Origin of the sequence: Cupriavidus sp. SW-Y-13, assembly GCF_009793345.1 — a bacterium.
GTDB lineage: Bacteria > Pseudomonadota > Gammaproteobacteria > Burkholderiales > Burkholderiaceae > Cupriavidus.
Window position 1 is genome coordinate 121,695 of the sequence record NZ_WHLX01000005.1, and the last position, 24,200, is coordinate 145,894.

Annotated in this window: 23 protein-coding genes and 1 pseudogene; 20 read left to right on the plus strand and 4 right to left on the minus strand. The window is 59.0% G+C overall.

Going from position 1 to position 24,200, the window contains the following annotated elements; genetic code table 11:
• Window positions 1-23 precede the first annotated feature (23 nt).
• From GA566_RS32210 to GA566_RS32220, 3 genes are all read left to right on the plus strand, one after another.
• Entirely contained in the window at window positions 24-1,001 is a 978-nt protein-coding gene (locus GA566_RS32210; RefSeq protein WP_160475179.1) for an ATP-binding protein, read from the plus strand.
• On the plus strand, window positions 970-1,620 hold the full coding sequence (locus GA566_RS32215) for a hypothetical protein (RefSeq protein WP_171020495.1): 651 nt from the start codon (window positions 970-972) through the stop codon (window positions 1,618-1,620). Before GA566_RS32210 ends, GA566_RS32215 begins: the two co-directional genes overlap by 32 nt.
• Before the next feature lie 188 nt (window positions 1,621-1,808).
• Entirely contained in the window at window positions 1,809-2,066 is a 258-nt protein-coding gene (locus GA566_RS32220; protein ID WP_137927608.1) for a hypothetical protein, read from the plus strand.
• Between the two features lie 370 nt (window positions 2,067-2,436).
• Here GA566_RS32220 and GA566_RS32225 read toward each other — a convergent pair whose 3' ends face one another.
• The gene (locus GA566_RS32225) at window positions 2,437-2,658 is read right to left on the minus strand and encodes a DUF2188 domain-containing protein (protein WP_137927607.1); all 222 of its coding nucleotides are present in this window, start codon (window positions 2,656-2,658) and stop codon (window positions 2,437-2,439) included.
• A 428-nt stretch (window positions 2,659-3,086) separates the two neighbouring features.
• A complete protein-coding gene (locus GA566_RS32230) occupies window positions 3,087-4,760 on the minus strand; it encodes a phage integrase family protein (protein ID WP_137927606.1) in 1,674 nt (557 codons plus the stop codon).
• A 298-nt stretch (window positions 4,761-5,058) separates the two neighbouring features.
• Between GA566_RS32230 and GA566_RS32235 the strand changes: the two genes are divergently transcribed.
• From GA566_RS32235 to GA566_RS32275, 10 genes and pseudogenes are all read left to right on the plus strand, one after another.
• Window positions 5,059-5,499, plus strand: a complete 441-nt coding sequence (locus GA566_RS32235; RefSeq protein WP_029306667.1) for an Hsp20/alpha crystallin family protein — start codon at window positions 5,059-5,061, stop codon at window positions 5,497-5,499.
• Between the two features lie 15 nt (window positions 5,500-5,514).
• Window positions 5,515-5,922, plus strand: a complete 408-nt coding sequence (locus tag GA566_RS32240) for an Hsp20/alpha crystallin family protein (protein WP_029306668.1) — start codon at window positions 5,515-5,517, stop codon at window positions 5,920-5,922.
• A 203-nt stretch (window positions 5,923-6,125) separates the two neighbouring features.
• Window positions 6,126-6,695 (plus strand): Hsp20/alpha crystallin family protein, encoded by a 570-nt coding sequence (locus GA566_RS32245; RefSeq protein ID WP_029306669.1) that lies wholly within the window; start codon window positions 6,126-6,128, stop codon window positions 6,693-6,695.
• Between the two features lie 119 nt (window positions 6,696-6,814).
• Window positions 6,815-7,204, plus strand: coding sequence for a hypothetical protein (locus GA566_RS32250; RefSeq protein WP_029306670.1), 390 nt, complete (start codon window positions 6,815-6,817; stop codon window positions 7,202-7,204).
• Window positions 7,205-7,345: 141 nt separating this feature from the next.
• Window positions 7,346-9,286: a molecular chaperone DnaK gene (gene dnaK, locus GA566_RS32255; protein ID WP_029306671.1), complete on the plus strand. Its 1,941-nt coding sequence runs from the start codon at window positions 7,346-7,348 to the stop codon at window positions 9,284-9,286.
• A 91-nt stretch (window positions 9,287-9,377) separates the two neighbouring features.
• Window positions 9,378-9,650, plus strand: a complete 273-nt coding sequence (locus GA566_RS32260; RefSeq protein ID WP_029306672.1) for a hypothetical protein — start codon at window positions 9,378-9,380, stop codon at window positions 9,648-9,650.
• A gap of 327 nt (window positions 9,651-9,977) precedes the next feature.
• Entirely contained in the window at window positions 9,978-10,544 is a 567-nt protein-coding gene (locus GA566_RS32265) for an Hsp20/alpha crystallin family protein (RefSeq protein WP_029306673.1), read from the plus strand.
• A gap of 85 nt (window positions 10,545-10,629) precedes the next feature.
• Window positions 10,630-10,943 (plus strand): annotated as a pseudogene (locus GA566_RS33805) (S1C family serine protease); the annotation flags it as partial.
• Window positions 10,944-11,724: 781 nt separating this feature from the next.
• Window positions 11,725-13,068: a nucleobase:cation symporter-2 family protein gene (locus GA566_RS32270; protein ID WP_029306675.1), complete on the plus strand. Its 1,344-nt coding sequence runs from the start codon at window positions 11,725-11,727 to the stop codon at window positions 13,066-13,068.
• Between the two features lie 178 nt (window positions 13,069-13,246).
• Window positions 13,247-14,332, plus strand: coding sequence for a porin (locus GA566_RS32275; protein ID WP_029306676.1), 1,086 nt, complete (start codon window positions 13,247-13,249; stop codon window positions 14,330-14,332).
• Between the two features lie 200 nt (window positions 14,333-14,532).
• On the opposite strand, the gene GA566_RS32280 is transcribed toward GA566_RS32275, so the two are convergent.
• Window positions 14,533-15,627, minus strand: a complete 1,095-nt coding sequence (locus GA566_RS32280; RefSeq protein WP_029306677.1) for a hypothetical protein — start codon at window positions 15,625-15,627, stop codon at window positions 14,533-14,535.
• 29 nt (window positions 15,628-15,656) lie between these two features.
• Window positions 15,657-16,730 (minus strand): aromatic ring-hydroxylating dioxygenase subunit alpha, encoded by a 1,074-nt coding sequence (locus GA566_RS32285; protein ID WP_029306678.1) that lies wholly within the window; start codon window positions 16,728-16,730, stop codon window positions 15,657-15,659.
• Between the two features lie 401 nt (window positions 16,731-17,131).
• Here GA566_RS32285 and GA566_RS32290 point away from each other — a divergent pair, with 401 nt between their 5' ends.
• From GA566_RS32290 to GA566_RS32320, 7 genes are all read left to right on the plus strand, one after another.
• Window positions 17,132-17,794 carry a GntR family transcriptional regulator gene (locus GA566_RS32290; RefSeq protein WP_029306679.1) on the plus strand — a complete coding sequence of 221 codons (663 nt, stop codon included), beginning with the start codon at window positions 17,132-17,134 and terminating at the stop codon, window positions 17,792-17,794.
• Between the two features lie 178 nt (window positions 17,795-17,972).
• Complete coding sequence (locus GA566_RS32295) at window positions 17,973-18,827, plus strand: aromatic ring-hydroxylating dioxygenase subunit alpha (RefSeq protein WP_029306680.1); 855 nt, start codon at window positions 17,973-17,975, stop codon at window positions 18,825-18,827.
• 25 nt (window positions 18,828-18,852) lie between these two features.
• Window positions 18,853-20,604, plus strand: a complete 1,752-nt coding sequence (locus tag GA566_RS32300) for a Rieske 2Fe-2S domain-containing protein (protein WP_029306681.1) — start codon at window positions 18,853-18,855, stop codon at window positions 20,602-20,604.
• A gap of 11 nt (window positions 20,605-20,615) precedes the next feature.
• Window positions 20,616-21,290, plus strand: a complete 675-nt coding sequence (locus tag GA566_RS32305) for a glutathione S-transferase family protein (RefSeq protein ID WP_029306682.1) — start codon at window positions 20,616-20,618, stop codon at window positions 21,288-21,290.
• 108 nt (window positions 21,291-21,398) lie between these two features.
• Entirely contained in the window at window positions 21,399-22,505 is a 1,107-nt protein-coding gene (locus GA566_RS32310; protein WP_029306683.1) for an S-(hydroxymethyl)glutathione dehydrogenase/class III alcohol dehydrogenase, read from the plus strand.
• Between the two features lie 8 nt (window positions 22,506-22,513).
• Window positions 22,514-23,371 carry an S-formylglutathione hydrolase gene (gene fghA, locus GA566_RS32315; RefSeq protein WP_029306684.1) on the plus strand — a complete coding sequence of 286 codons (858 nt, stop codon included), beginning with the start codon at window positions 22,514-22,516 and terminating at the stop codon, window positions 23,369-23,371.
• Window positions 23,372-23,462: 91 nt separating this feature from the next.
• Complete coding sequence (locus GA566_RS32320) at window positions 23,463-24,071, plus strand: glutathione S-transferase family protein (RefSeq protein ID WP_029306685.1); 609 nt, start codon at window positions 23,463-23,465, stop codon at window positions 24,069-24,071.
• The last annotated feature ends 129 nt before the right edge of the window (window positions 24,072-24,200 follow it).

The following is a 24,200-nucleotide window of genomic DNA, read 5'->3' on the forward strand; positions in this document are numbered from 1 at the left end:
TCGATCTTGTCAGGAGGTGCATCATGTCGCTTCAGGTTCCGCGTCCGATTGACCCGTCGCTGCACCCGCTCGCCACCGGCAACTACAGGATTGCCACGCCGGCGATCGAGAGCTTCTATGAACTCGTCGAGCGGTGCCTGCGCTACCGGATCATGGGCGCGCTGATCCATGGGCCATCGCGTATCGGTAAGACCCGCGCGATCGAGTATGTACGCCTGTTGCTGGCGCGCAACCATCCGAAGATGACCACCTACCACGCGCAGTGCGAGCACAAGCCACGCCATGCCGAGGGGCCGTTCTTTGCGAACCTGCTTGCGGCCGTGGGGGATCCGGAGCCGAATGCCGGTGGCAATCCGTCAAAACGGATGCGCCTGTCCTTGAGAATTCGGGAAGCGGCCGCACGTGCCGGGAGTGGCACCGTCCTGCTATTTTGTGACGAAGCGCAGCGCTATAACGAGAACGAGTACGAATGGCTGCGCGACGTACACGACGCGCTCGATCGGCAGCAGATCAAGCTGTTCACTTTCTTGGTGGGCCAGCAGGAACTGCTCGCGCAAAAAACCGCGCTGCAGATAGCGGGGAAGACGCAGATTGTTGCGCGGCTGATGGTCGAGGAACTGTCATTCTATGGCATCCGCAATGCCGAGGATGTGGCTACGTGTTTGCAAGGTTACGACCAGACTGCGTACCCTGAAGGTAGCGCTTGGAGCTTCACGCGCTTCTATGTCCCGCAGGCCTTCGATAGTGGGTATCGACTGGTGAGCGATGCGGACACCCTGTGGCAAGCCTTTGAGGCGGCACACAACAAGGCATGTTTGCCTGGCCGACTGGCGATCCCGATGGAGTCGTTTGCACGGGCAGTCGAGATTCTCCTCAAGGAGAGCGAGATCCGCGACACGCTGGGATACTGCCCCGAGTCGGCTTTGTGGAGCTACGCGGTGCAGCATTGCGGTTACGTGCAATCGCGTCATGCCACCGGTCATGTGCTCGTCGCTGCCTAGGGGCTCGCGCCTCACGCCGCCGAGCTTCCCGATCCTCACGCTGGACGAGGGCCGATTGACTCCGGCGCTGGGGTACCTCTTCAACAAGAAGTGGATCGAGCCCTACGAGTCGCTTGTCTCAATCCTGTGGAAGTTCGAGAAGGCAAACGCGCTGCCCGGACACGTCGTGGCCCGGCTGTTGGGTGCGGACATCGATCCGTATGAGGGCGTCGTGCCGCAACTCGGGCTGATTGATCTGCGGCGGCTGCACGATACCCTGGCGATACCGATCCAGACGTTGCGTCTTGCACTCGTCCAGCCGAGTCAGCGGCGGCGCTATTGCAGCGTCTTCCGGCACTGTCATAGCTGCATGCTGGACGGGTATCACAGCGTCCTGCACCAGATTGAGAGCATTGCTGCTTGTCCAGCGCATCGCAAGCCGCTGGAGAACTCGTGTCGGCGCTGCGGCCACGAGGCACCGTATCTGCTCAATATCCGGCTTCTGGAGTCCCCCTATCGCTGCGCTCATTGCCGGGCGACCTATGGAGGGAAGGGATGGTCGCCTGATCATGTCCGCCCGATGAAGGCCGAGGCCCGCAAGTCGATCACGCGACGATACTTTGATCTGCATTTCGGATAGCGATGCAGTATCAAGCGGGGAAGGCCTGACCGTGCCCGTTTGGCGTCATCGGTGTGCAGGTAGATGGATTTGGTCGAGATGGGGAGCATGGGACAGGTTGTCGCGCCTAAGGCCGAGATAGCTTTAGGCGCCGTCAGGTGCGAACCTCATCGTGGTGCGGGACGTCCAAGATCTGTGGAGGCGGGAATATGAATACCCTTACCTACACTCTGGTCATTTACCGGCCCGATGGCCCCACCAACAAGAGCGAGCACGACATCTTCGTCAGCCGCGATTGGCAAGAAGTGGTGCACCGCACCGCGACCCTGCTCGACAAGAATGCCAGGCACGAGGCCTGTCAGCCTTGGAGTTATTGCCTTCTGGTGGATGGGCAGATTGCCGGCCCCTACACACGGGAACGGCTGGTGAGAGCCGCGACCAACTGCCGACGGCCGGTGCAGAAATGAACGGGGGCGCACGAGTATCGCTACTGCGCTCACCTGCAGCATCAGATCCTTCGCGCTCTGCGCGGGGGCGGGCTGGCGTCAACTTGCAGTGCGCTGCGCCTGTCGACCTCGCACGCTGACGAGTCAATGGGCGCCAAGCCTCTGGCACATGCTCGGTGCCCGCACACGGTCAAATGCGGCAGTGTCGGAATGTGCCGCGCACGCAAGTGCCTGCGGCGTTAGTCACACTTCAATGTCGTCGGTGACTTGTGGCTGCGGCATCGGCAGGGAGGGCGGCATGTGAATTGCGTGCGCTACTGCACTGCCGTACCGCAGTCGTTGGCCGGTCAGTTGACCGCCGGCTTGGCGCGCTGCACGAACGCGAGCGCGGTCAGATGCCCAACTGAGCGTCGCAGTCTCTGAAATCGAGGGCACTTGGCTCCTCGTTGACGCCGTCTATCGTCAGGAGAGCGTCCTCGGCCATTGCAATATGAACGCCTGCAGCTATGGCGGCGCCTTTTGATGGGTAGGTGAAGCGCTCACGTCCGTCATCCCTCTCCACTGCCCAATGTGCTTTTTCCGTAAGCATCACCCGAACTGTCGTAACAGGCATCCGAACACTCCTTGTTTCGTTGGTCACGTCTTTCTTTTAGGTTGTTCCAGCCCGAACTTGTGTAGGACGATTTCCTACTTTCGTGGATCGCGAAGTGCCAAGTCTCGCCTTCAATTCATTGGCCAGCTCTAGATGCTCTATTCGCTCCAAAAATGGGGCTGACAGTGCCGATCATTTCGGGAATGCCGATAAGCGTCTCAACCTACGCCTTTCTGATGCCCTGATGAGGATGCTGTGAAGTGCGGTAGCCAGGCCACTTGTCATAGCGCTGGCACCTGCGTCCCGGCGACGAGAGCGCCTAGCCGGTGCACGCGCAATAGCCAAGCCGCGCCAGTCCCCGGCGATGCGTCGAGGCCTGGCGCGTCTGGCTGCGCAAAGGGAATCGCGGCCGGCATACAGTGTTAGTGGTGTCGTGGCTCGGCGGCATCCTAGCGCCGGCGCCCGAAGGCCTGCTCCAACTGCTGGCTCCGCTGCATCTCGTCGTCGTGTAGGTAGGTCGAGGTGGTCGTGATGGACGCGTGCCGCAGGTTGTCGCGAACCGTTGTCAGCGTTGCACCCTGCGCCAGGGCTTGGGTCGCATGGGTATGCCGCATCCAATGGGGCGTCGCTCGGCCTAGCTTGTCGGCCAGCGCCGGATGATCGGTCTCGATGGCGTCGGCTGACAACCGGAAGAAGCGGCGCAGCACGTCGCGTAGGCGCGGCGTCGTGATCGCTACCGTGCCCTGCAGATTGGCCAGCAGCGGCATGTCCGGCTTCCAGTGTGCGGGCGTCACCGGTAGGCCGCGCTGCGCCAGGTACTGATCGAGCGCGTGACGGGCCAGCGGCGGCAGCGCGACCTTGCCGGGCTTGGCGCCTTTGCCGACCAGGTGCAGCCAACGTTCACCACGTGCGCCAATCTCGATGCCACCGAGCGTCACGCCCACCAGCTCGCCGGCGCGCAAGCCCGTCGCGTAGCCGAAATCGAGCAGGAAACGCAGCCGCTGCGCCGCCGGCACGGACCAGCCGTACGACCACTCGAGTCCGTCGGCAATCGCACGGATCAGCTCCCACTCGCCCGCGGTGAATGCCCGGGAGGCATCCAGCCCAGCCGCACGCGGGGCGCCACGCACCTTCACCCCGGCGAACGGGTTCGCCAGCACGTAGCGCTGCGCGATCAGCCAGCGGAACATCGCGCCCAGTACCGACAGCGCATAGGCGATCGAGCGCGGGGACAAGCCGCCGGTGAAGGGGCGCCATTCCGACGATGCGCGCGGCCGTGCCGGCGCGACCCAGTGCTGGTGTGGCGTGGGCCGGCGCAGGAATGCGCGATAGGCAATGGCGTCCTCGGTCGCTAGCGACGACAGCGCCTTGCCGCGCTCGACGATCGCCCACAAGAGGAGGCGCTCGGCTTCCCGGCGGTATGCGCGCGTTGTTTCGGCCGATTCGTGCAAGGTCAGCCAGGCGCTGATGGCCTCGTAGTCGTTGCCGGCATCGAGCGTGCACATCTGGCGCGGTGCCCGGAAGCCTCCGCGTGCTCCGTCGAGTTCATGTGGCAAGCGGATCTGCTCCCACGGCACGATTTGGGCTGGTGGCGCCGCCGCGATCAGGGCGCGCGCTCGTTCGGTGAGCCCGGGGTGCGCGGCAAAGAAGGCTTCGACCCGGCGCGCGCTGCCAGCGCCTAGTCCGGCAATGGCGGCCCACCAGCGCCGTCGGCGCGGCACGCGCACGGTCAGGTCGGCCAGCGTGCCGATCCCATAGGCGTGCAGCGCGACGGCCACGCGAGTAGGCAGCCACCAGGTGATCGGATCGCTGATCTGCGGCTCGGGGATGGGCAGCGACCGCAACGACTCCAGCGCACGTGTCACTGCCTTGCTGTGCTTCTCTCGCTCCGTTTCGCCGCAACGGAACAGCGTGGCCAAATCCTCGCGCCGGCGCTGCCGCGCGAACTCGGCAAGCTGACGGCGAATCGCTCCCAACACGCCACGCGCCGACCTGCCCGCCCCCAGCGCGTCGGGGCAATAGCGCTCGACAGCCTGCCGCGACGACGCTCCGGCGTACCAGGCGCGCAGGGCGGCCAGCGGGGCGGCGTCGGGAAAGTCGACCGTGATCAAGAAGTTCCGCATGGGACGCACCGCAAGTGATGAGAAGTTGGCTCGCCGACCGGGCCCGGCTCAATCTCACGGATAGCAGTTTGGCCAAGAAACGGCGCTGTATCGATAACAGGGGTTATCGGTATGGCTCGCTTTTGCGGCCGCACCGCAGCCCCCTTGAAATCGTCCTGCCCAGTTGCTATTTTAGTTTCGCTCAGGCAGTCGCGTCGTTGCGCGCTGCGTGTTTCTGTTTGTTTGCCAGCAGCTTGGCGGGTGGATGGGAGCGCGTAGGCCCCTTCGCCTCCTTGCTGCATCGAAGGAGGAAATGACCATGAGTGACCTTTTCTTGGGAACTGACCTCTTCAGCGAACTTGACCGCATGCAAAGGCAGATGGCGAGTTTGTTCGGCGGCTTCCCGTCCAGCCTTCGTACCGGACGCTTCGGGGCCTTTCCACCCGTCAATATCGGCTCCACGGACGACTCCATCGAAATCGTCGCATTCGCACCGGGCATCAAGCAAGACAAGCTCGAGGTGTCGATCGACAAGGGCTTGCTGACCATCAGCGGCGAGCGCGAGGCGGCGTATCCCGAGGACGATCCGGAGGCAAGGCTATACGCGCAAGAGCGGTTTGCCGGCACGTTCCGGCGCGTGGTCGAGTTGCCACAGGGTGCCGATCCCGACAAGGTGCAGGCGCGCTACGCCAATGGCTGCTTGTCCATTAGTGTGGGCAAGCGCGAGTCGTCAAAGCCGCGGGCAATCGCGATCCAGTAATGCCAGGAGACTGCCATGAACGATAGTACCGAAGTCGCCAAGCGCGACCCGAACGCGCTGGCACAACACGAGGAAGACCGGTCGACGCCGACCATGACACTGCTCCCCGCAGTCGACATCATCGAGGACCGCAGCGGCGTCACCCTCTGGGCCGATCTGCCAGGCGTGACCAAGGACAAGCTCGAGGTGAATGTCCACGACGGCAACCTCAAAATCGAGGCAGAGGCGGTCGTGCCGATGCCGCCTGGGCTGCGTGTACAACACGCGGAGATTCGCCAGCCGCACTTCGCGCGGGCGTTCTCGCTGAGTCCCGACCTTGATGCGGCGAAGATCGAGGCGAACCTGCAGGACGGGGTATTGAAGCTGACGATTCCGCGTCGCGACGAGGCCCGCCCGCGCCGCATTGAAGTCACCGTGGCGTGATGTGCCTCAGCTGAGGGCCTAGCTACGTTGCGGAGCTGGCGACGGTGGCGTCCGCGCGGATGCCACCGCCGAGCGGCGTGGAGCCGGCGGACAGCATTGTCAGCTCCGGTGCCACAACCCGCCGCGCCGGATCCGAGAAAGCGTCCGCCCCGGCTTCTCTTGGCGGGGGCACCGAAACACAGAGGCGTCGAATGGAGGACAACATGAAAACGGAACTGGGGAAATGGAACCCCTTCAAATTCTTGCGCAGGACGTCGACCGACAAGCCACTGGGGGCAGAGACCTCCAACGCTCCGGCGCCCCGGCACTGGCAGCCAGACTGGCCGGATGTGTCGCGGTTCTTTTCCGGCGATCCCTGGCGAGCGATGGGTGAGTTCCTGCACGAGCCGCTCGCGAGCTTCGGCGGTTTGGATCGTTGGTTCGGCGACTTCAGTTCCTCTCGCTTCCAGCCGCGGATCGACGTGGTCGATGATGGTACCGCGCTGAGGATCACCGCCGAGCTGCCCGGCATGGAGCGCGAGGAGGTGCAGACGAGCATCGAAGATGGCGCGCTGGTGCTGCGCGGCGAGAAAAAGCAGGACATTCGGAGCGAGGAAGATGGCTGCTACCGCCTGGAGCGGGCGTATGGCGCGTTCATGCGCAGCATTCCGCTGCCGGATGGCCTCGATCTGGACCACGTCGATGCCCGATTCGAACGAGGGCTGCTAACACTGCGCCTATCCAAGTCAGGCGCGCAGCCACCTGCTGCCGTCAGGAAAATTGAGATCAAGTAAGCGACTCGAAAATTGAGGAGCCTGAAGGGAATGTCTTGCGTAACAGACTGCGACGTATAGTCGGTTTGTCAACGGCTAGGCGTTCCGGCAAATCGGTGAATGGAGCTTAGGAGGTAACGATGGAATTTGATTCTGATTGGCTTACGCTGGGTAGACATCGGCTGAGGCTCAGGTGTGCACGCGGATTTCCTACGGAGAAAACACGGACAGTGGCGGAACTGGCGAGGATCGCCATCGAAAACAACTTGAGTGCAGCCGCTCGCCTAGTTGAAGTGTCCGCGACTGGACCAGGGGAAAACGCTTACACGATCACCGTTGGCACGACCTTCCCGAAAGACAGGGAAGCGGCTACCCATCTTGAGTTGGCGCTGGCCACGATGTTAGGCATTCCGGCCGACCACCTCAATATGGAGGTGGAAGTCATCAGCCAGGCTGAAGTGGATACACATTTTGGCGTGTATGAACGATGCCTGGCAGAAAAGCTTGGCATCGTGTTGCCCATTCAGTGAGATGCCAATGGATACGGCCAAATCCGCTGTGGCATAACCAAAGGTGGAGTACTGAAGGGGAGCGCGAGGCGTGCGGGCCGTGGTGAACAGTCAAACTTACAGGGAATTTCCGGGTTGGGAGGCGCTAGTCGCTTGAGCATCATGAGTAAGATCATCGGAATCGATCTCGGCACCACAAACTCGTGCGTGTCCTTGATGGAAGGCACCCAGGTCAAAGTCATCGAGAATTCCGAAGGCGCACGCACGACGCCGTCGATCGTCGCCTATATGAACGACGGCGAAATCCTCGTCGGCGCGCCCGCCAAGCGGCAGGCCGTGACGAATCCAAAGAACACGCTGTTTGCCGTCAAACGGCTGATTGGCCGCCGCTACGAGGACAAGGAAGTACAGAAGGACATCGGCCTGGTTCCCTTCACGATCTTCAAGGCTGGCAACGGCGATGCGTGGGTCGAAGTGCAAGATAAGAAGCTCGCCCCGCCCCAGGTCTCAGCGGAAGTGCTGCGCAAGATGAAGAAGACCGCCGAAGACTATCTCGGCGAAGCTGTCACCGAGGCCGTCATCACGGTTCCCGCCTATTTCAACGATAGCCAGCGGCAAGCGACGAAGGACGCCGGCCGCATAGCCGGTCTCGAAGTCAAGCGCATCATCAATGAGCCGACCGCGGCCGCTCTCGCGTTTGGGCTCGACAAGAAGGACAGCACAGACCGCAAGATCGCCGTGTTCGACCTTGGCGGTGGCACCTTCGACATTTCAATCATCGAGATCGCCAATGTGCAAGGCGAGAAGCAGTTCGAAGTGCTCTCGACGAACGGCGACACTTTCCTCGGCGGCGAAGATTTCGACCAGCGGATCATCGACTACATCATCCGCGAGTTCAAGAAGGATCAGGGTGTTGACCTGTCGAAGGACGTCCTGGCGCTGCAACGCCTGAAGGAGGCGGCGGAGAAGGCCAAGATCGAACTCTCATCCAGCCAGCAGACAGAAATCAGCCTGCCGTACCTCACGGCCGACGCCAGCGGTCCGAAGCATCTCAGCCTGAAGCTCACGCGTGCCAGACTCGAAGCCCTCGTTGAAGACCTGATTGAGCGCACGATGGAGCCGTGCCACATCGCCATCAAGGACTCCGGGGTGGCGCTGGACAAGATCGACGACGTGATCCTGGTGGGCGGGACGACACGCATGCCGAAGGTGCAAGACAAGGTCAAAGCGCTCTTTGGGCGCGAGCCGCGCAAGGACGTCAATCCCGATGAGGCGGTGGCAGTGGGCGCAGCGATCCAGGGCGCGGTGCTCACCGGTGACCGCAAGGACGTGTTGCTGCTCGATGTCACTCCGCTGTCGCTCGGCATCGAGACGCTGGGCGGCGTGATGACCAAAATGATCAACAAGAACACAACTATCCCGACCAAGTTCTCTCAGGTCTTCTCCACGGCCGAAGACAACCAGGCATCGGTGACCATCAAGGTCTTCCAAGGCGAGCGCGAGATGGCCTCCGGCAATAAGCTGCTGGGCGAATTCAACCTCGAAGGCATTGCTCCGGCGCCGCGCGGCGCGCCGCAGATCGAGGTGACGTTTGACATCGACGCCAATGGCATCCTACACGTGTCGGCCAAGGACAAGGCCACGGGCAAGGAGAATAGAGTCACAATCAAGGCGAATTCCGGTCTTTCCGAAAGGGAAATCGAAAAAATGGTGCAGGATGCAGAGGCACACGCCGCCGAGGACCGGCGGCTGCGGGAGTTGATCGATGCGCGCAACCATGGCGATACTTTGGTGCACAGCACGCGTAAGGCGCTGGCCGAATATGGTGAGAAGCTGGAACCGGGTGAGAGGGCGAAGATTGAATCTGCGATTAGTGAACTAGAGACGGCGCTAAAGACCTCCGACAAGGCCGAGATCGACTCCAAGATGCGAGCGCTCGCCGCGGCATCGCAAAGACTCGGGGAAAAGATCTACGCGGACGTGCAGGATGCGGATGGAGGCACCAATTCGAATGACTCCACCGGCGCCCGGGACGCAGCCAACGAGAAGAAAGGCGAGGAGGTGACAGATGTCGAATTCAAGGACGCGAATGCCAAACGGTAAGCCAGCCGACGCCATACGCGTCCGGGCTTGGGGAGTGTCCTAGACGCGGAGGGATTTGGCCAGGCACCGGACACTTGATTGGAGGCGAACCATGCGCACTTCCAAGACTGACTCGCGATGCGCGAGCGCCAACGAGATCCGCGAGATTGTCGGTCCAATTGATGGCGAAGTGATGGCACGAATTCTGGAAATAGAACCATCCATTGAGGACGTGCAACGGGCCTGCTGTTGGTTGTGCACCGACAATGACCGATCCCGCGACTCTAAGTTCGATCTGGGAGGAAAGACGGAGCGGGTGCTCGAAATTCTTGACGATGAGCTTCCGGATTTCGATTCGTCTGGCCATCCCCAGAATCCAAGGTAGACGCCCAGGGTGTTCGTGTGATTATCTGTATCAATGATACTGACTGTCCAATGCAGGCGACGAAATCTGTCTTGCCAGTCAGAGTTGATGGGATAGTCAATAGACGAACTGGTCCGGCTAGCCTCGGCGCCAATGCTTCGGGCAACTGAGGACAGTTATGAGGCTGACATGCGTGTCGGCGCCCGAACTAGCGAGGAATAAAGCCAGGGACCACCGCCCGACTGAGGCGGCTCGGATGTGGCACGTTGATTGTAATGGCTGCGGAGTCGCGGCTTCAGTGAAATGGCCCCTATCCGACTCTCCTGCCAGACCGTAGAGGAGGATACGATGAACACTGACCCGAAGAAGTGGAGTCCCTTCAAGTTCCTTCGTGGCGCGGGGCGCAAGTCCGATGCGGACAGCCCGGAAGACCCACCGACCAGCGAGCAATGGCACGCCATTTGGCCTGAAATTCCCAGTTTCTTCTCGCGCGAACCGTGGCGTGAAGCTGAAGAGTTCTTTCACAAGCCGTTCGCCGGGCGCGGGGTCCTGGAGCGATGGTTTGGCGACTTCAGTTCATCGCACTTCCAGCCGCGCATCGACGTGGTCGATGAAGGGCAGGTGCTGCGAGTAACGGCCGAGCTGCCCGGAATGGATCGGGAAGATTTGAACGTTACTGTGGAGGATGGGGGGCTCGTGTTACGTGGCGAGAAAAAACAGGACGTGCGCAGCGAGGAGGACGGCTGCTATCGGCTTGAGCGCGCGTATGGAAGCTTCATACGCATGATTCCGATGCCGGAAAGCGCCGACCCTGCTCACACCCTAGCGAAGCTCGACAACGGTGTGCTCACATTGACCGTACCGAAAGGGGAATCGTCGCGATCTGCAGGCCAAACGATCGAAATAATAGGCTAGTGGCAAGTGTCGATGGCGTCGAGATGTCGCAGACTCAACGAATAGGCGACGTCCCAGCGTACGAAGGCAGCATCACGTCCAGCGGGTATTCAACTGCAATGGGCAGGTCATCGGCATCAATGCACAGATTTACACCGAGACCGGGGTATCAGGGGCAGTCCCTCGCCATTCCCATCAACCTAGCCACGAAAGTCGAAGTCGAGTTGCTGACCCACGGCAAGGTGACGCGTGGGCAGGTGGGCATCGGCATCCAGGAGGTCGACCAGGGACTGGCACCGAGCACTCCGCGAACCGTTTGGCCTGCCGCGACCCGCGGGAGCGCACATCGCCTTGGTTGAGCCCAGTACGCCCGCGGCTGCGAGCGGACTCGGGCCGGGTTGGGTCACGCAGGGGGACAACGTGATTTTCGTCGCGTAGAACGGCGATGTCCCGTGGTTGCACTCGTCTGGCGCGATCGCCAGCATCCTTGGCGATCACAGCCGCCTTGAGAAACTTTCTGGCGTGGGCGGGTGTCGGGGTATTTCGACGAAAGCGAGTTTCGTACCGAAATGATAGTACAGGGATAATCAAGCTTATCTCTGCACTAACGACGACCGTGCGTCCATCCGTTCGGCTTCACCGATCTGCGCGGTGGGTGACGGTCTCAGAACGACCCAACACGGTCGCTTGTAGCTCCTCCCTTAGTCGGCAGGATCTAGTCGCAGAGCGGACATCGATCTGTACGAAAAGTCGAGACTTGCAAAGTCTCTCCTGGACGCTTTCAACCGCTCATCGATTGCCACGCCAGGCGCCCTGTAACAGTGCCTAGCGCACCAATACAGCAAAAGTAGCCCTCCATTTGCACCGCGCCCGCTCGTCGGGAAAACACCTATCACGGTAGTTATCTTCGGCACATTAGATCTGCTAATCTGGTATACCTAAACATATGATTGGTGAACCAGAGGAGTGATCATGCACGCCTGACCAGAGCCCCGATCCGAACCTGTCGGAACGAGGCACCCCTCGAGAGGTGTCCGGTCGGTTGGCTGGATCGAACGTGTCCACGTGACACGTGCAGTAAAAAATAGAGCCCCCAAAACATCAGGCCTAGATTCCCACCCCCTCTCCAGTGCACGGAACTGGGACGCCTTCCTATTTCCAGGAGGTCGTCGAACTGTTTCATTTACTTTGGAGATTCGAAATGCAACCGAGTGGCGTTGATAAAAAATTGGGAGGCCTGCCTCTCCTGATTCTCGGCTGTCAGCACGTGATGGTGATGTATGCAGGTGCGGTGGCGATCCCACTGGTGCTTGGCGCAGCCCTGAAGCTGCCGAAGGAGCAGGTCGCCTTCCTGATCAATGCGGACCTTTTTGCATGCGGCTTGGCTACCATCATCCAGTCACTGGGTGTTGGTCTATTCGGTATCCGTCTTCCCGTAATGATGGGCGTGACGTTCACGGCAATTGGACCGATGATCGCTATCGGCAGCGATCCCAACGCTGGTCTGCTTGGCATCTTTGGTGCCACGATTGGTGCTGGTCTGTTTGGGATAGTCGTTGCCCCACTTGTTGGGAAACTCTTGAGGTTTTTCCCGCCGGTCGTAACCGGTACGGAGATTCTCGCTGTTGGGTTGTCGCTCATGGTTGTAGCTGCCGCCTGGTCAGCAGGAGGATTCGGCAACCCCGACTTCGGCAATCCGCTCTACCTTGGTATTGCAGCTACCGTCCTGGTATCGATTCTTCTGTTGGTGCGGTACACCCGCGGATTTCTCAACAACATTGCCATCTTGCTTGGTCTGGCCATCGGCTTTCTCATTTCCGGAGCTGCTGGACAAGTATCCCTCGGAGAACTGAACGAGGCACCTTGGTTCGGTTTCATTCTGCCGTTCCACTTTGGCGCGCCAAAGTTCAGCTTCTGGCCCATTGCAGCGATGTGCATCGTGATGCTGGTGACGTTTATTGAGTCGACGGGCATGTTTCTCGCACTTGGTGAGATCGTCGAGAAGCCGGTCTCGGAGAAGGACTTAGTTCGGGGATTCCGCGCCGATGGCGTTGGCACGATGATTGGGGGCATCTTCAATACGTTCCCCTACACATCCTATGCGCAGAACGTTGGCTTGGTCAGCGTTACCGGGGTCAGGAGCCGTTGGGTATGTGCTACCGCCGGCGTCATCTTGATGGTCCTGGGCCTGTTTCCAAAAGTCGCTGTCCTCGTTGCGTCGATTCCACCGTTCGTTCTTGGTGGTGCCGGTATCGTGATGTTCGGCATGGTCACTGCGAGCGGCATCAAAGTGCTGGCTCGTGTGGATTTTCACAACGTAAAGAACCTGTACATCGTTGCCATCAGCATCGCGCTAGGCATGCTTCCTGTCGTGTCGCCGAAATTCTTCTCGCGGCTTCCACACGAGCTTGCTCCAATCCTGGAGAGTCCGATCCTTCTAACGGCTATCTCGGCAATTCTCCTGAACATCTTCTTCAACGGACTCGGTGACGCAAAGGAAGCACGAGCTTCACTGATGGCGACCGCCAAAGAAGCAGACCTCTAACAATTCCCCTCGAATCGCCATCGCACTCTTTGTGCGATGGACCTCTCGTGCTGAGACCTTTATCCGGAGGTCGCAAGGGGAGTCCTTTGCCTATTTGATGTCATTTTTGAACGGTAAAGGCGACGCTTGAGAGGATCGAGGGACGATTTCCGGAAGTATCAATCCTCACCTTAGAGCCATGAAAACTCAATTTCGATTCAGGAACACTCGGGTCGCCACGCTCACATTCTTCTCGGGAGCGATGTTGGCGAGCAGCGCGATGGCGCAGTCCAGCGTAACGTTGTATGGACAGGTCGATAGCTACATCGGCACAACGCGAACACCAGGGAGTGCTCGGTCATACATCGTTGGCGGCGGGGGCATGCAGACGTCCTACTGGGGGATCAAAGGCACCGAAGACCTTGGTGGCGGTACAAAGGCGATTTTCGACCTCAATGCGTTTCTGCGGGTGGATACCGGGAAAGGCGGGAGCTACGATGGAGAACCATTCTTTGCCCGCAACGCTTATGTGGGCATGGAAAACTCAAGCTACGGCACCGTCCGACTGGGTCGTAACACAACACCCTACTTTGTCTCTACCATCCTTTTCAACCCGATGATCGACTCATATGTCTTCGGGCCGGCAATTAGCCACACCTACCTCTCTGCAAACAACGGCACGTTATTCGATCCAGGCATCTTGGGTGACACCGGCTGGGTCAATTCTGTCGTCTACTCCACTCCCAATTTCAACGGGTTGACCTTCAACGCAATTTACGCGTTCGGTGAGCAACCAGGTTCCATCGGCCAGAATAAGTGGGGCGGAAATGTCACCTACTTCAAGGGCCCCCTCGCTGCCACCGTTGCGTTTCAGCAGGTCAAATTCAACACAACGCCAGGTGATGTCACCTCTCCAGGTTCGCTTGTTGGCTTCCGCAAACAGAACGCGGCGCAGGCGGGCATCAGCTACGACTTCAGCGTTGTCAAAGTTTACGCTCAAGGGCAGTACATCAAGTCGGACGTGAACGGCCCTTCCGGGAATCTGAAGCACATTGATGCCTTAGCCGGCGTCGCGATTCCGATAGGCGCTGGTAGCCTGCTCCTCACTTACGCCTACGGTAAGTCGGAAAACGACATTGCTTCCTTCCGGCGAAACACGGGATCGATCGCGTACGACTACAACCTGTCGAAACGGACGGATCTATACGCTGCCTACTACTACGACAAGTTGACCGGGCAGGCTCATGGTGACACAGCCGGAGTTGGCATCCGTCACAAGTTCTGACAGCACACGACAAGGTCGGCCAGTCTTTGGACTGGCCGCTTGCATTTGCGAAGCATGGGGAGGCTGAAAGTCGTGAGGCGGAGGAAAGATCGTCGCCTTAGGGTTGAGCGCCTTTTCCTAAAAAAGGGCGAGGGCATGGAGCCCTCGCTAACCCCTACTACACGGATCGGTGCATGCTGGCTATCGCCAGCCGAATACATTCAGCGGGCGATATTGCCGCGATACTGATCAACAAACTCTGACGCCGTCTTGCCCTTCTTCGCTTCGAAGATTGCCGAGCGCTCCGCATAGAGCTCACGAACGAATGTAGCGACCAGACAGCTATCGGCAAACATGTCATATCCCCAACCCAGGCCGTACGCTCCAAGGTTGATGTTGTCGATGGTCATGACGCGCATGTTCGAGTCATCGGTCGAGAGATACTGATCGATGACCTTGCGAACCAGCTCTTTGGTGCATGCCAGCTTGTGCGCATGCCATACGTCGGTATGCCATTCGCCAGGCTTCGGCAAGCTGAACGGATACTGGATCGACCGACCTGGACGGTCGTAGCCCAGGCCATCCCAAGGACCTGACTCGAAGGCCAGCCAGTTCACGGGGCCATTAGGGGCGGCCGGACGGACTTGCGTCCAATGAACCATGTTGCGCTGCAGCCATTCATCGGCGAAGCTGTCATCGTTGAACGGGTCCAGCTTCCTGATGGCTTCGGCATCGCCTCGCATCTGTGATACCGCGTGCTCAACTTCGTTTTCGATCTTGAAGATGCAATGGCTGTAGTCCATGCAGAAGTTGAAGGGAACGCCTTGCTTCTCCACCAGGCCGGCAACCTTCAAGACACGGCGGAAGTCCTCGGACCACATGTCAACGTGGCTTTCGTACGTGACCGTGATGCCGCGGGCTTCAGCGTACTCGTACGTATTCAAGTACGAAACAGCAACCTCTTCGTCGGTCACATAATGGCCGTCCGCATGTTTGGCCCAAACCATGAGGTTATGGAATTTGGCATCGACTTCGCGCGTGCGCTCGATGTTTGCCTTGATCTTGTCTTCGTCGACACCCAGGGTATAGGTCCAGCTTCCCGTCAGCACTGGCAGATTGTAGTGCTGGCTCGCCTTGATATATTCGTCCAGCTCTTTGTCACTCGCAGGGATACGGTCGACGAAGTCCCACAGCCCGCTTTCCTTCTGCAGGCGAAATTGCTCCATTACCGGCAGCTCGATTTCAGATACCGGCGCCTCGATGGAAGATGGTTGTACGCCTCGACCGGCACAGCCGAGCAGGAACATTGGCTTCATTGGAACTCCTCTTTTTCGGATGCTTTTGACTACAGAGTCGTCGACTCGTCGATGACGTTGGATCGCAGTACTGCCTGGAACTCCTCCTTGCCACGGAGAGCGGCTTGACAGAGTTCGCGGTGCCATTTGCGATACTGGATAGAGACCTTGTCAGTGGCGACGGATATCTCGCCTGCCGAGATCTCGGCAGGCCATTGCGATTGAATTACCGGCTGATCCTCTTCCAGGACGCGTTTCTGGAACGCAAGGTGCATGTGGTCCGGCTGACCATCGGTCTCGCGAGCGATGATCATGAAGTTGCGGCAGGTCTTGTCGTCCACTGGGGACGCTGTTGTCCACAACACGAACCGTGAGTTGTCCTTCCAGAGCTTGATCTCGAGGTTGATCCCGTACGGCATCGTGCATCGGTAGTCGAAGTCTCCCATCGGCGCCTCTTCAGGGATGCCTTCCATTTCACGAGGCGGAGCCAGCTTGAACTGCAACTCTCCGTCGATTCGGTTGACCTGCACGGCAGGGTGGCTGGCAAAGAACGGGTCGTACAGAGTGCCCGGATGAACGAACGCGAAGTGCGAAAAGTCGGTGAAGTTTTCCCAGCGTCGCTCGGCGACCGTGTTCCACAGATAGGAGTCGGCGACGATCGTCTGCATGCCGGGCTTGTCCCAATCACTGAAGTACGGGATCTCAGTACAGTCGAAGCTATTGTCGAGACGTACCCATACGATCGAGTATTTCACCTCGCACTCGTAGGCATTCAGCTTGGCGCGGGGAGGAATGGCCTTTTCCGGGCAAGCGGGGACAAGCTTGCAAATCCCTTCGTTGTCGTATTGCCATCCGTGATAGGGACAAGCCAGGAAGTCTTTCCCGTCTCGCTTGCTCACCCTGCCAAGAGAGAGCTTGGCTGATCGGTGCGCGCAACGGTCGCTCGCGGCCACGAGCTTTCCATTCAAGCGAGCCAGTACGATGGACTCGCCCAACAGCGTGATGGCCATCGGACCATGGCCGGACGCATTGGCGCGTTCGAATTCAGCCACGGTGCAAACCGGATGCCAGAAGTGGCGGAGATAAGTCTTGTCCTCGAGAAGAGGCCTGTACTGCTCGTTCATGATCGAAGCTCCAGTGGGGGATCTGTTTTGTGAAGCCAAAACTACTACTCTGGGAAGCCAAATGTCTTATCTGGTATACCAGACTATAGAGCGTAATTTGGACCGGCAATCAGGGATTACCCGTCTTGGGGATGCTCACTTGCTTCGGGGATATGGCACGAACTGTGCCATGGTCAGGGGGACGGACGTTCCGTTGGGACGTGGCCGTGAGGAGCGTTGGTAGCCTTGGTTCTCGGCTAACCATGCACGAGAACGGGTATGCAGCCGCGGGAGCTAGCCCATCTTGGTGCGGCGCGTCACAGCTTTAGTGCCAAATGACGCGCTTGATGTACCATCTAGAAATTCTGGTCGACCAGACAATTGCTGCGCCGAGCCGACGGTAGCAGTCACGCGACAACATCATGCTAACCCAGAAAATTGTAGGCACCATCTCCGATGCGATCTACCACCGTCGTCTTCCGCCGGGGACAAAGCTGAACGAGCGAGACATTGCGGATTTGTTTGGCGTCAGTCGCACAGTCGTCCGGCAGGCGCTTATCCGCTTGTCGCAAGACGGGCTGGTAGAAATCTCCCCCAAGCGCTCTTCATCTGTCTGGCGGCCGACTTTCGACGACGCGTTTGAACTCTACCAAATGCTCCTGGTGCTCGAGAGTGGCGTGATCGACCAAGTGATCAAGATCATCACTCCCGAACAACTCAAAGCGCTGCGGGCGCATACGGGGAAGGAACGGGTTGCATTCGAGAAGGGGAAGCACGACCAGGGGGACAAGCTTGGGCGGGAATTTCACTCTCTCCTGCTGTCCTTTTTGAACAACGAGACACTGAACCAAATTCACTCGCAACTGCGACGCCGCGAAGCGCTGATCAACGCGATGTTCCGTGTTGGCTTTGACTACTGCCAACTGCGCGACGAGCACGGGAAGCTCGTGGAGTGCCTCGAGAAGAAAGACGCCACTGCGGCCAAAGAGTTGCTGGCATCGCACTACAACCTGGTGATCAGAGGTTACCGATTCGACGCCTCCGCACCTCCTGAGATCGACCTCAAAGCTGTCCTCGCCATCTAAGCTGTCCTCGCAATAGACCCGGCCGCCTTGAGCGGCCCTGGTCTACTTCACGCCGTATCTCGGCAATTCTCCCGCTAAGTATTTTCCCCAAGTGCAAACTGCTTTGCGCTTTGGGTTCTTCTGATATACATTCTGGTATACCAGTTTAGCAAACTAACAAGCCACGGCAGGAGGGGCAGTGAAAGCAGATCAGGTGCTGTTCGAAGATTGGCATCCCGTTGCGGCGCTGGAGGATGTTCTTCCCAGCCGGCAATATCTAACGCGGCTGCTCGGCCGCTCGGTGACATACGACGTGTCGCCCGATGGCGAGATCCAGGCAAACTGGACCGACGAGGGCATTGTTCGGCCGGTGTCATGCAAGCGTGCCTACGGAACGCTGTGGTTTTCGTTCTCGTCATCGCCACGCGACTTGTTTCCGGTGCCAGAGTTTGCGGAAGCAGATCGTCGGGTTGTCAGCGCTGGATCGACGCGCGTAAATGTGTCGGGGCTTCGCGCCATCGAAAATTTCTTGGACATGGCACATTTTCCGTTCGTGCATACGGACATCCTTGGTGCTGAACCGCTCACCGAGGTGCTGCCTTACAACGTACGGATCGACGAAGAACTGGATGAAGTCATCGCCACGGAGTGTCGATTCGCTCAGCCCCGTGCGTCGGCCACAGCGGTCGAGCCCATCGAGACCCAGTACGTCTACCGCGTGACGCGCCCCAACGTTGCCATCCTTTACAAGACCTGTCCTCCGGATCCGCAGCGTTGGGATGTCCTCTGCTTGTTCGTACAGCCTGTCGATGAGGACTGGTGTATCGCGCACACGATCATGTGCTACGTCGACGATATCAACTCCGACGAACAGCTTCGTCGCTTTCAGCAGACGATTTTTGGGCAGGATCTGATGATCTTGATCAACCAGGTTCCCAAACGGCTGCCGTTAGCGGCCAGTCGTGAGAACCCTGTCCGAGCAGACGTACTTGCAACCGCTTACCGCAGGTGGCTTCGCGAAAGCGACTTGCACTACGGCGCGATTCGCGGTTGAGCGAACGAATAGAGAGTCCTCCAAAATGAAATCATTAGATACGAATCGCTGGTATCCGATCGCCAGTGCCACGGATCTTCCGTCGCGCCACGTTTATCAGACAAGCCTCGCAGGTCAAGAACTCGCCCTTTGGCGCGATGACAATGGCATGGTCAATGCCTGGGAGAACCGTTGCCCTCATCGCGGGCTACGCCTGTCGCTGGGCGTGAACCTCGGTAACGAACTGAGGTGCCAGTATCACGGGTGGACGTATGAGACCGGCAGCGGTGGTTGCACTTTCGTTCCCGCCCACCGCGAAGCAACTGAGCCGAGCTCTGCTTGCGTTGCCACCTTCGCCGTGTCCGAAAAGGACGGGTTGGTATGGGCGTCTCTCGGAACGCCGCTGGTCGAACCTGAAGCCCTGCAACTGGGCTATCCCGGGCAGGTCCGGACAGGCCTTCGCAGCCTTCCGATCAATGCATCGCAAGAAGAAGTCAGCGAAGCGTTGCTTGCACAGGCCAACCGATTCTCGGAAGTACTGGATGGCGAGTCGCGCGCCGAAGTGATTGCAGACGGATTGATTCGAATCGAACGACACCAGGAGTCGAAGGTATTGGTGTTCCTTCTGCAGCCGACCTCTGGGCAGAAGTGCATCGTGCACACAATGGTCTTCGCGGCGAATACCGCGACCGTGGGTTTCAGGACTCACTTCTCAACGATTCTTACGGAGTTCCGCCGCGCAATGGAGGCGACGCATGCCAGTGCGCCGAAGATCGAGAAAATCCATGCGACGGCGCCGGTTGCAGCGGAAGTGCCTGCGGTGGTGGTGCCGTTCCCTCGGCCTGCGTCAACCGAATTCAAATGCGAAGTCACCGCCCGCCTGCAGGAAACCGAAGACATTATCTCGCTGTGGCTGAAGCCTAAGGGCCGGACGATGCCGCAGCTCTCGCCTGGCATGCATATCAGCGTGACTACCCCGGCTGGATGTGTACGGCAATACTCCGTGGTCAACAGTCCAAGTGAGCGTGACTCATTCATCATCGGCGTAAAGCGCGAGGCGATGTCCCGGGGCGGTTCCGAATCCATGCATGCGCAGGTGAAGGAGGGAACCGAACTCTCCATTACGGTACCACGCAATGCGTTCCCTCTTATTCGAAACGGAAAGCGCCCGGTACTTATCGCCGGCGGCATTGGCATAACACCGATTCTCGCCATGGCCCAGGCGCTGCAGGCTGGAGGCGATGACTTTGAGTTGCACTACTTTGTCAGGGGAGCAGAGCATTCGCCATTCGGCGAGCGCTTGCGCGACTTGGGTCCGAGCGTCCATCTTTACGCAGGCCTGGATGGCGTTGCGACTCGCGAGAAGCTGATGGCCATGCTCGCCGCCGTAGACCCTGCCCAAACAGAGGTTTACACATGCGGGCCGGGGGTGATGATCAACTGCGTAAGCGAAGTTGCCGCGGCGCGGGGCATCCCCGAAGAGTCCATTCGCTTCGAACTTTTCAAGAATGACGACATCCCGACGGGCGGCGATTCGTTCGAGGTGGAACTCGCCAAGTCCGGAAAGTCTTTCAGTGTGCCGTCAGACAAGAGCCTGCTGAAGGCGTGCTGGGAGAACGGGGTAACCATCGAGGCATCCTGCGAGCAGGGCGTCTGCGGAACCTGCATGACCGGCGTCCTCAGTGGCGACCTGGAGCACCATGACACGTATCTCTCCAAGGCGGAGCGCGAAAGCGGGAAGTGGATCATGCCGTGCGTGTCGCGTTGCAAGAACGGCAAGATCGTCCTGGACATTTAAAGAGAACCCCCATGATTACGCTTTACGACTACGAGCTATCCGGCAACTGCTACAAGGTTCGTCTGTTGCTCAACATTCTGGGAATTGACTACCAGAACGAACCGGTCGAGTTCTACCCAAGCAGACAGCACAAGTCCGACGCATTCTTGCGGGTCAATCCCTTGGGGCAGCTACCGGCACTGACGGACGGCGATTTTTCGATTCGGGACGCGCAGGCGATTCTTGTCTATTTGGCCAAGCGTTACGACACGTCGAACCTTTGGTACCCGGTCAGCGATGCCCGCCTTGCGGGTGAAGTGCAAATGTGGCTGTCTTTCGCAGATAGCCTGACCGGCTCCATTTCTGCGGCGCGTCTTCATGATCTGTTTTTCTTCGACTTTGATGCTGAAGCTTGCAGGAAGAGGTCCCACGAGTTGCTGCGCATACTGGATGAACACCTTTGGCGGCGCGAGCAAATGGGCGGGAAGTTTCTTTGCGACGCTTCGCACCCCACGATTGCGGATATTGCGTGCTTCCCATATATCGCTTTGTCCGATGAGGGTGGCGTATCGCTCGGCGATTACCCCGCAGTCCGTCGGTGGACCGATCAGATCAAGCGGCTACCCGGCTTCATCGTGATGTCCGGCGTTTTTCCCACTTCACGTCAGCTCGACGAGCCAGCAGCGGCTGTAGTTGCGATGCGTTGAATGAATTGTCTGTCCGCAGGCGTGCCATCGAAGCGACTTGATGGCACGCCTGCCCTGCGCGGGATACCGCTCAATTCTTAGATATCTCAATCGGAAGGTTATTTGAAGATGAAAACGAAAGCTGCTATTGCCTGGAAAGCTGGCGCCCCCCTTAGCGTTGAAGAAGTGGACCTGGCGGGTCCGCGAGCTGGCGAGGTGCTCGTCGAGATCAAAGCAACGGGTGTATGCCACACCGACTACTACACACTCTCGGGCGCAGATCCCGAGGGTATCTTCCCCGCCATCCTGGGCCACGAAGGTGCCGGTATCGTGACGGAAGTTGGGCATGGCGTGACCTCGCTCAAGCCAGGCGATCACGTGATCCCTCTGTACACGCCGGAATGCCGGCAGTGCAAGTTCTGCCTGTCGCAGAAGACGAATCTCTGTCAGTCGATTCGTGCAACACAGGGCAAGGGTCTCATGCCCGATGGCACGGCGCGCTTCTCGATCGACGGCACGCCGATCTTCCACTACATGGGGACGTCGACCTTCGCGAACCATATCGTGGTTCCCGAAATCGCCCTCGCAAAGATTCGCCCGGACGCCCCTTTCGACAAGGTCTGCTATATCGGCTGCGGCGTGACGACCGGTGTAGGCGCAGTGCTGTTCACGGCAAAGGTGGAGGCCGGTGCGAACGTGGTGGTATTTGGTTTGGGCGGGATCGGGCTGAACGTTATTCAGGCAGCCAAGATGGTCGGCGCCAACAAGATCATTGGGGTCGACTTGAACCCTGGTCGGGAAGCAATGGCTCGGAAATTCGGCATGACCCACTTTGTGAACCCGAGGGACGTTGAAAACGTCGTCGATCACATCATCCAATTGACAGACGGAGGCGCAGACTATTCCTTCGAGTGCATCGGCAATACGAAGGTCATGCGCCAGGCACTGGAGTGCTGCCACAAGGGTTGGGGCAAATCCATTGTCATCGGTGTCGCCGAGGCCGGCGCCGAAATCTCGACTCGTCCGTTCCAGTTGGTGACAGGTCGTGAGTGGAAGGGCTCTGCATTCGGTGGCGCTCGTGGTCGGACGGATGTGCCGAAGATCGTCGACTGGTACATGGAAGGGAAACTGAACATTGACGATCTGATTACCCACAGGCTTCCGCTGGAATCGATCAACGACGCCTTCGATCTGATGAAGAGCGGCGAGTCGATCCGTTCGGTGGTGCTCTACTAGGTACCATCATGAGCAACTTGAAGCCAGTATCTGAGCACGCCTGCTTCGGCGGCCTGCAACGGTTCTACGAGCACGCATCCAAGGAGACCGGGACCAGCATGCGCTTCTCGGTGTACTTGCCGCCGCAAGCCTTGAGAGGGGAGCGCTGCCCGGCGCTCTTCTATCTGGCTGGGCTTACCTGCACGGAGGAGACGTTTGCGACGAAGTCTGGCGCTCAACGGGTCGCCTCTGAGCTTGGTTTGGTGTTGGTGGCCCCCGACACGAGCCCGAGAGGGGTCGAGATTGCAGGAGATCGGGAGAGTTGGGACTTTGGTGTGGCAGCGGGCTTCTACGTCGATGCCACAGACGCGCCATGGGCCACAAACTACCGCATGTATAGCTACGTTGTCCGCGAGCTCTTCAGCGAGGTAATGGAGAACTTCCCTGTCGATCAACGACGGGTCGGAATCTTCGGGCACTCGATGGGTGGTCACGGCGCTCTGGTGATCGCTTTGCGGAATCCGGACCAGTTTCGATCCGTCTCGGCGTTTGCGCCAATTGCCAACCCGGTGGCATGCCCATGGGGTATCAAAGCCTTCACTCGATATCTCGGCGTTGAGCAAAGTAAGTGGACGGACTACGACGCGACGCTGCTGATTCGGCGAGCCGGGCGCGCCGTCTTCCCAGGCGGAATACTGATCGACCAAGGACTTGATGACAAATTCCTGGAAGAACAGTTGTATCCGGAGACTCTCCGCGCAGCATGCGAGATAGCAGGCCAACCGCTGAGGCTGCGCAAACATCCTGGGTATGACCACGGCTACTACTTTATTTCTTCCTTCATGGAGGACCACCTCAGGCATCACGCCTCTGAGTTAGGTTCTTGACCGTCTGATCCTTGCAGCGTGTGTCTCGCTGCTCCTTCCGGCGTTCCGGTGGGCTCCGTGGCTCCGGAACGCTTTTTTTGTTGGAGATTTCATGATTCGCTTACATGATTTTGAGCTGTCGGGAAGTTGCTACAAGATTCGACTTCTCTTGAACATGCTGAGCGTTCCCTATGAGAAAGTCAGTGTGGACTATGTTGGCCAACAACATGAGTCGGCGGACTATCTCGAACTTAATCCGTTCGGGGAATTGCCTATCCTGGAGGATGGGTCATTACGTTTGCGCAATGCGCAAGCGATCCTCACATACATCGCCCGCAAGTATGACAAGTTTGGTACTTGGTACCCGACTGAGGCCGATAGCGCTGCGAGAGTTCACCAATGGCTCGCCACGGCGGGCGGAGATCTCATGCATGTAGCGCAAGCGAGGTCTGTAAAGCTCTTTCACCACTCCGCAAACTTAGGCGACCTACTTGCGCTCTCGCATCGGGTGCTCAGGGTGTTGGATGGGCATTTGGAAAATCGAAAATGGCTTGAGCTCGGTCGACCAACTATCGCTGATGTTGCCTGCTTTCCTCATGTCGCACTATCAACAGACGCGGGTGTCGAGATTGCTGGATACAAGCATGTGTTGGAGTGGGTCGAACGCTTCAAGACGATCCCCGGTTTCCTTAGTATGCCCGGCATACGTTGGGGTTCGTAGACGTTCGGAGTCCGCACGGGCCGGATGAGCATGGGACCGGTCCTCGCGGCTTCGCCTGATTCGAGCCACTTGAAGCGCATCCGAAAACGGTAAAACCGTGCAGGGCCGACGGCAAAGCCGACGTTCGCG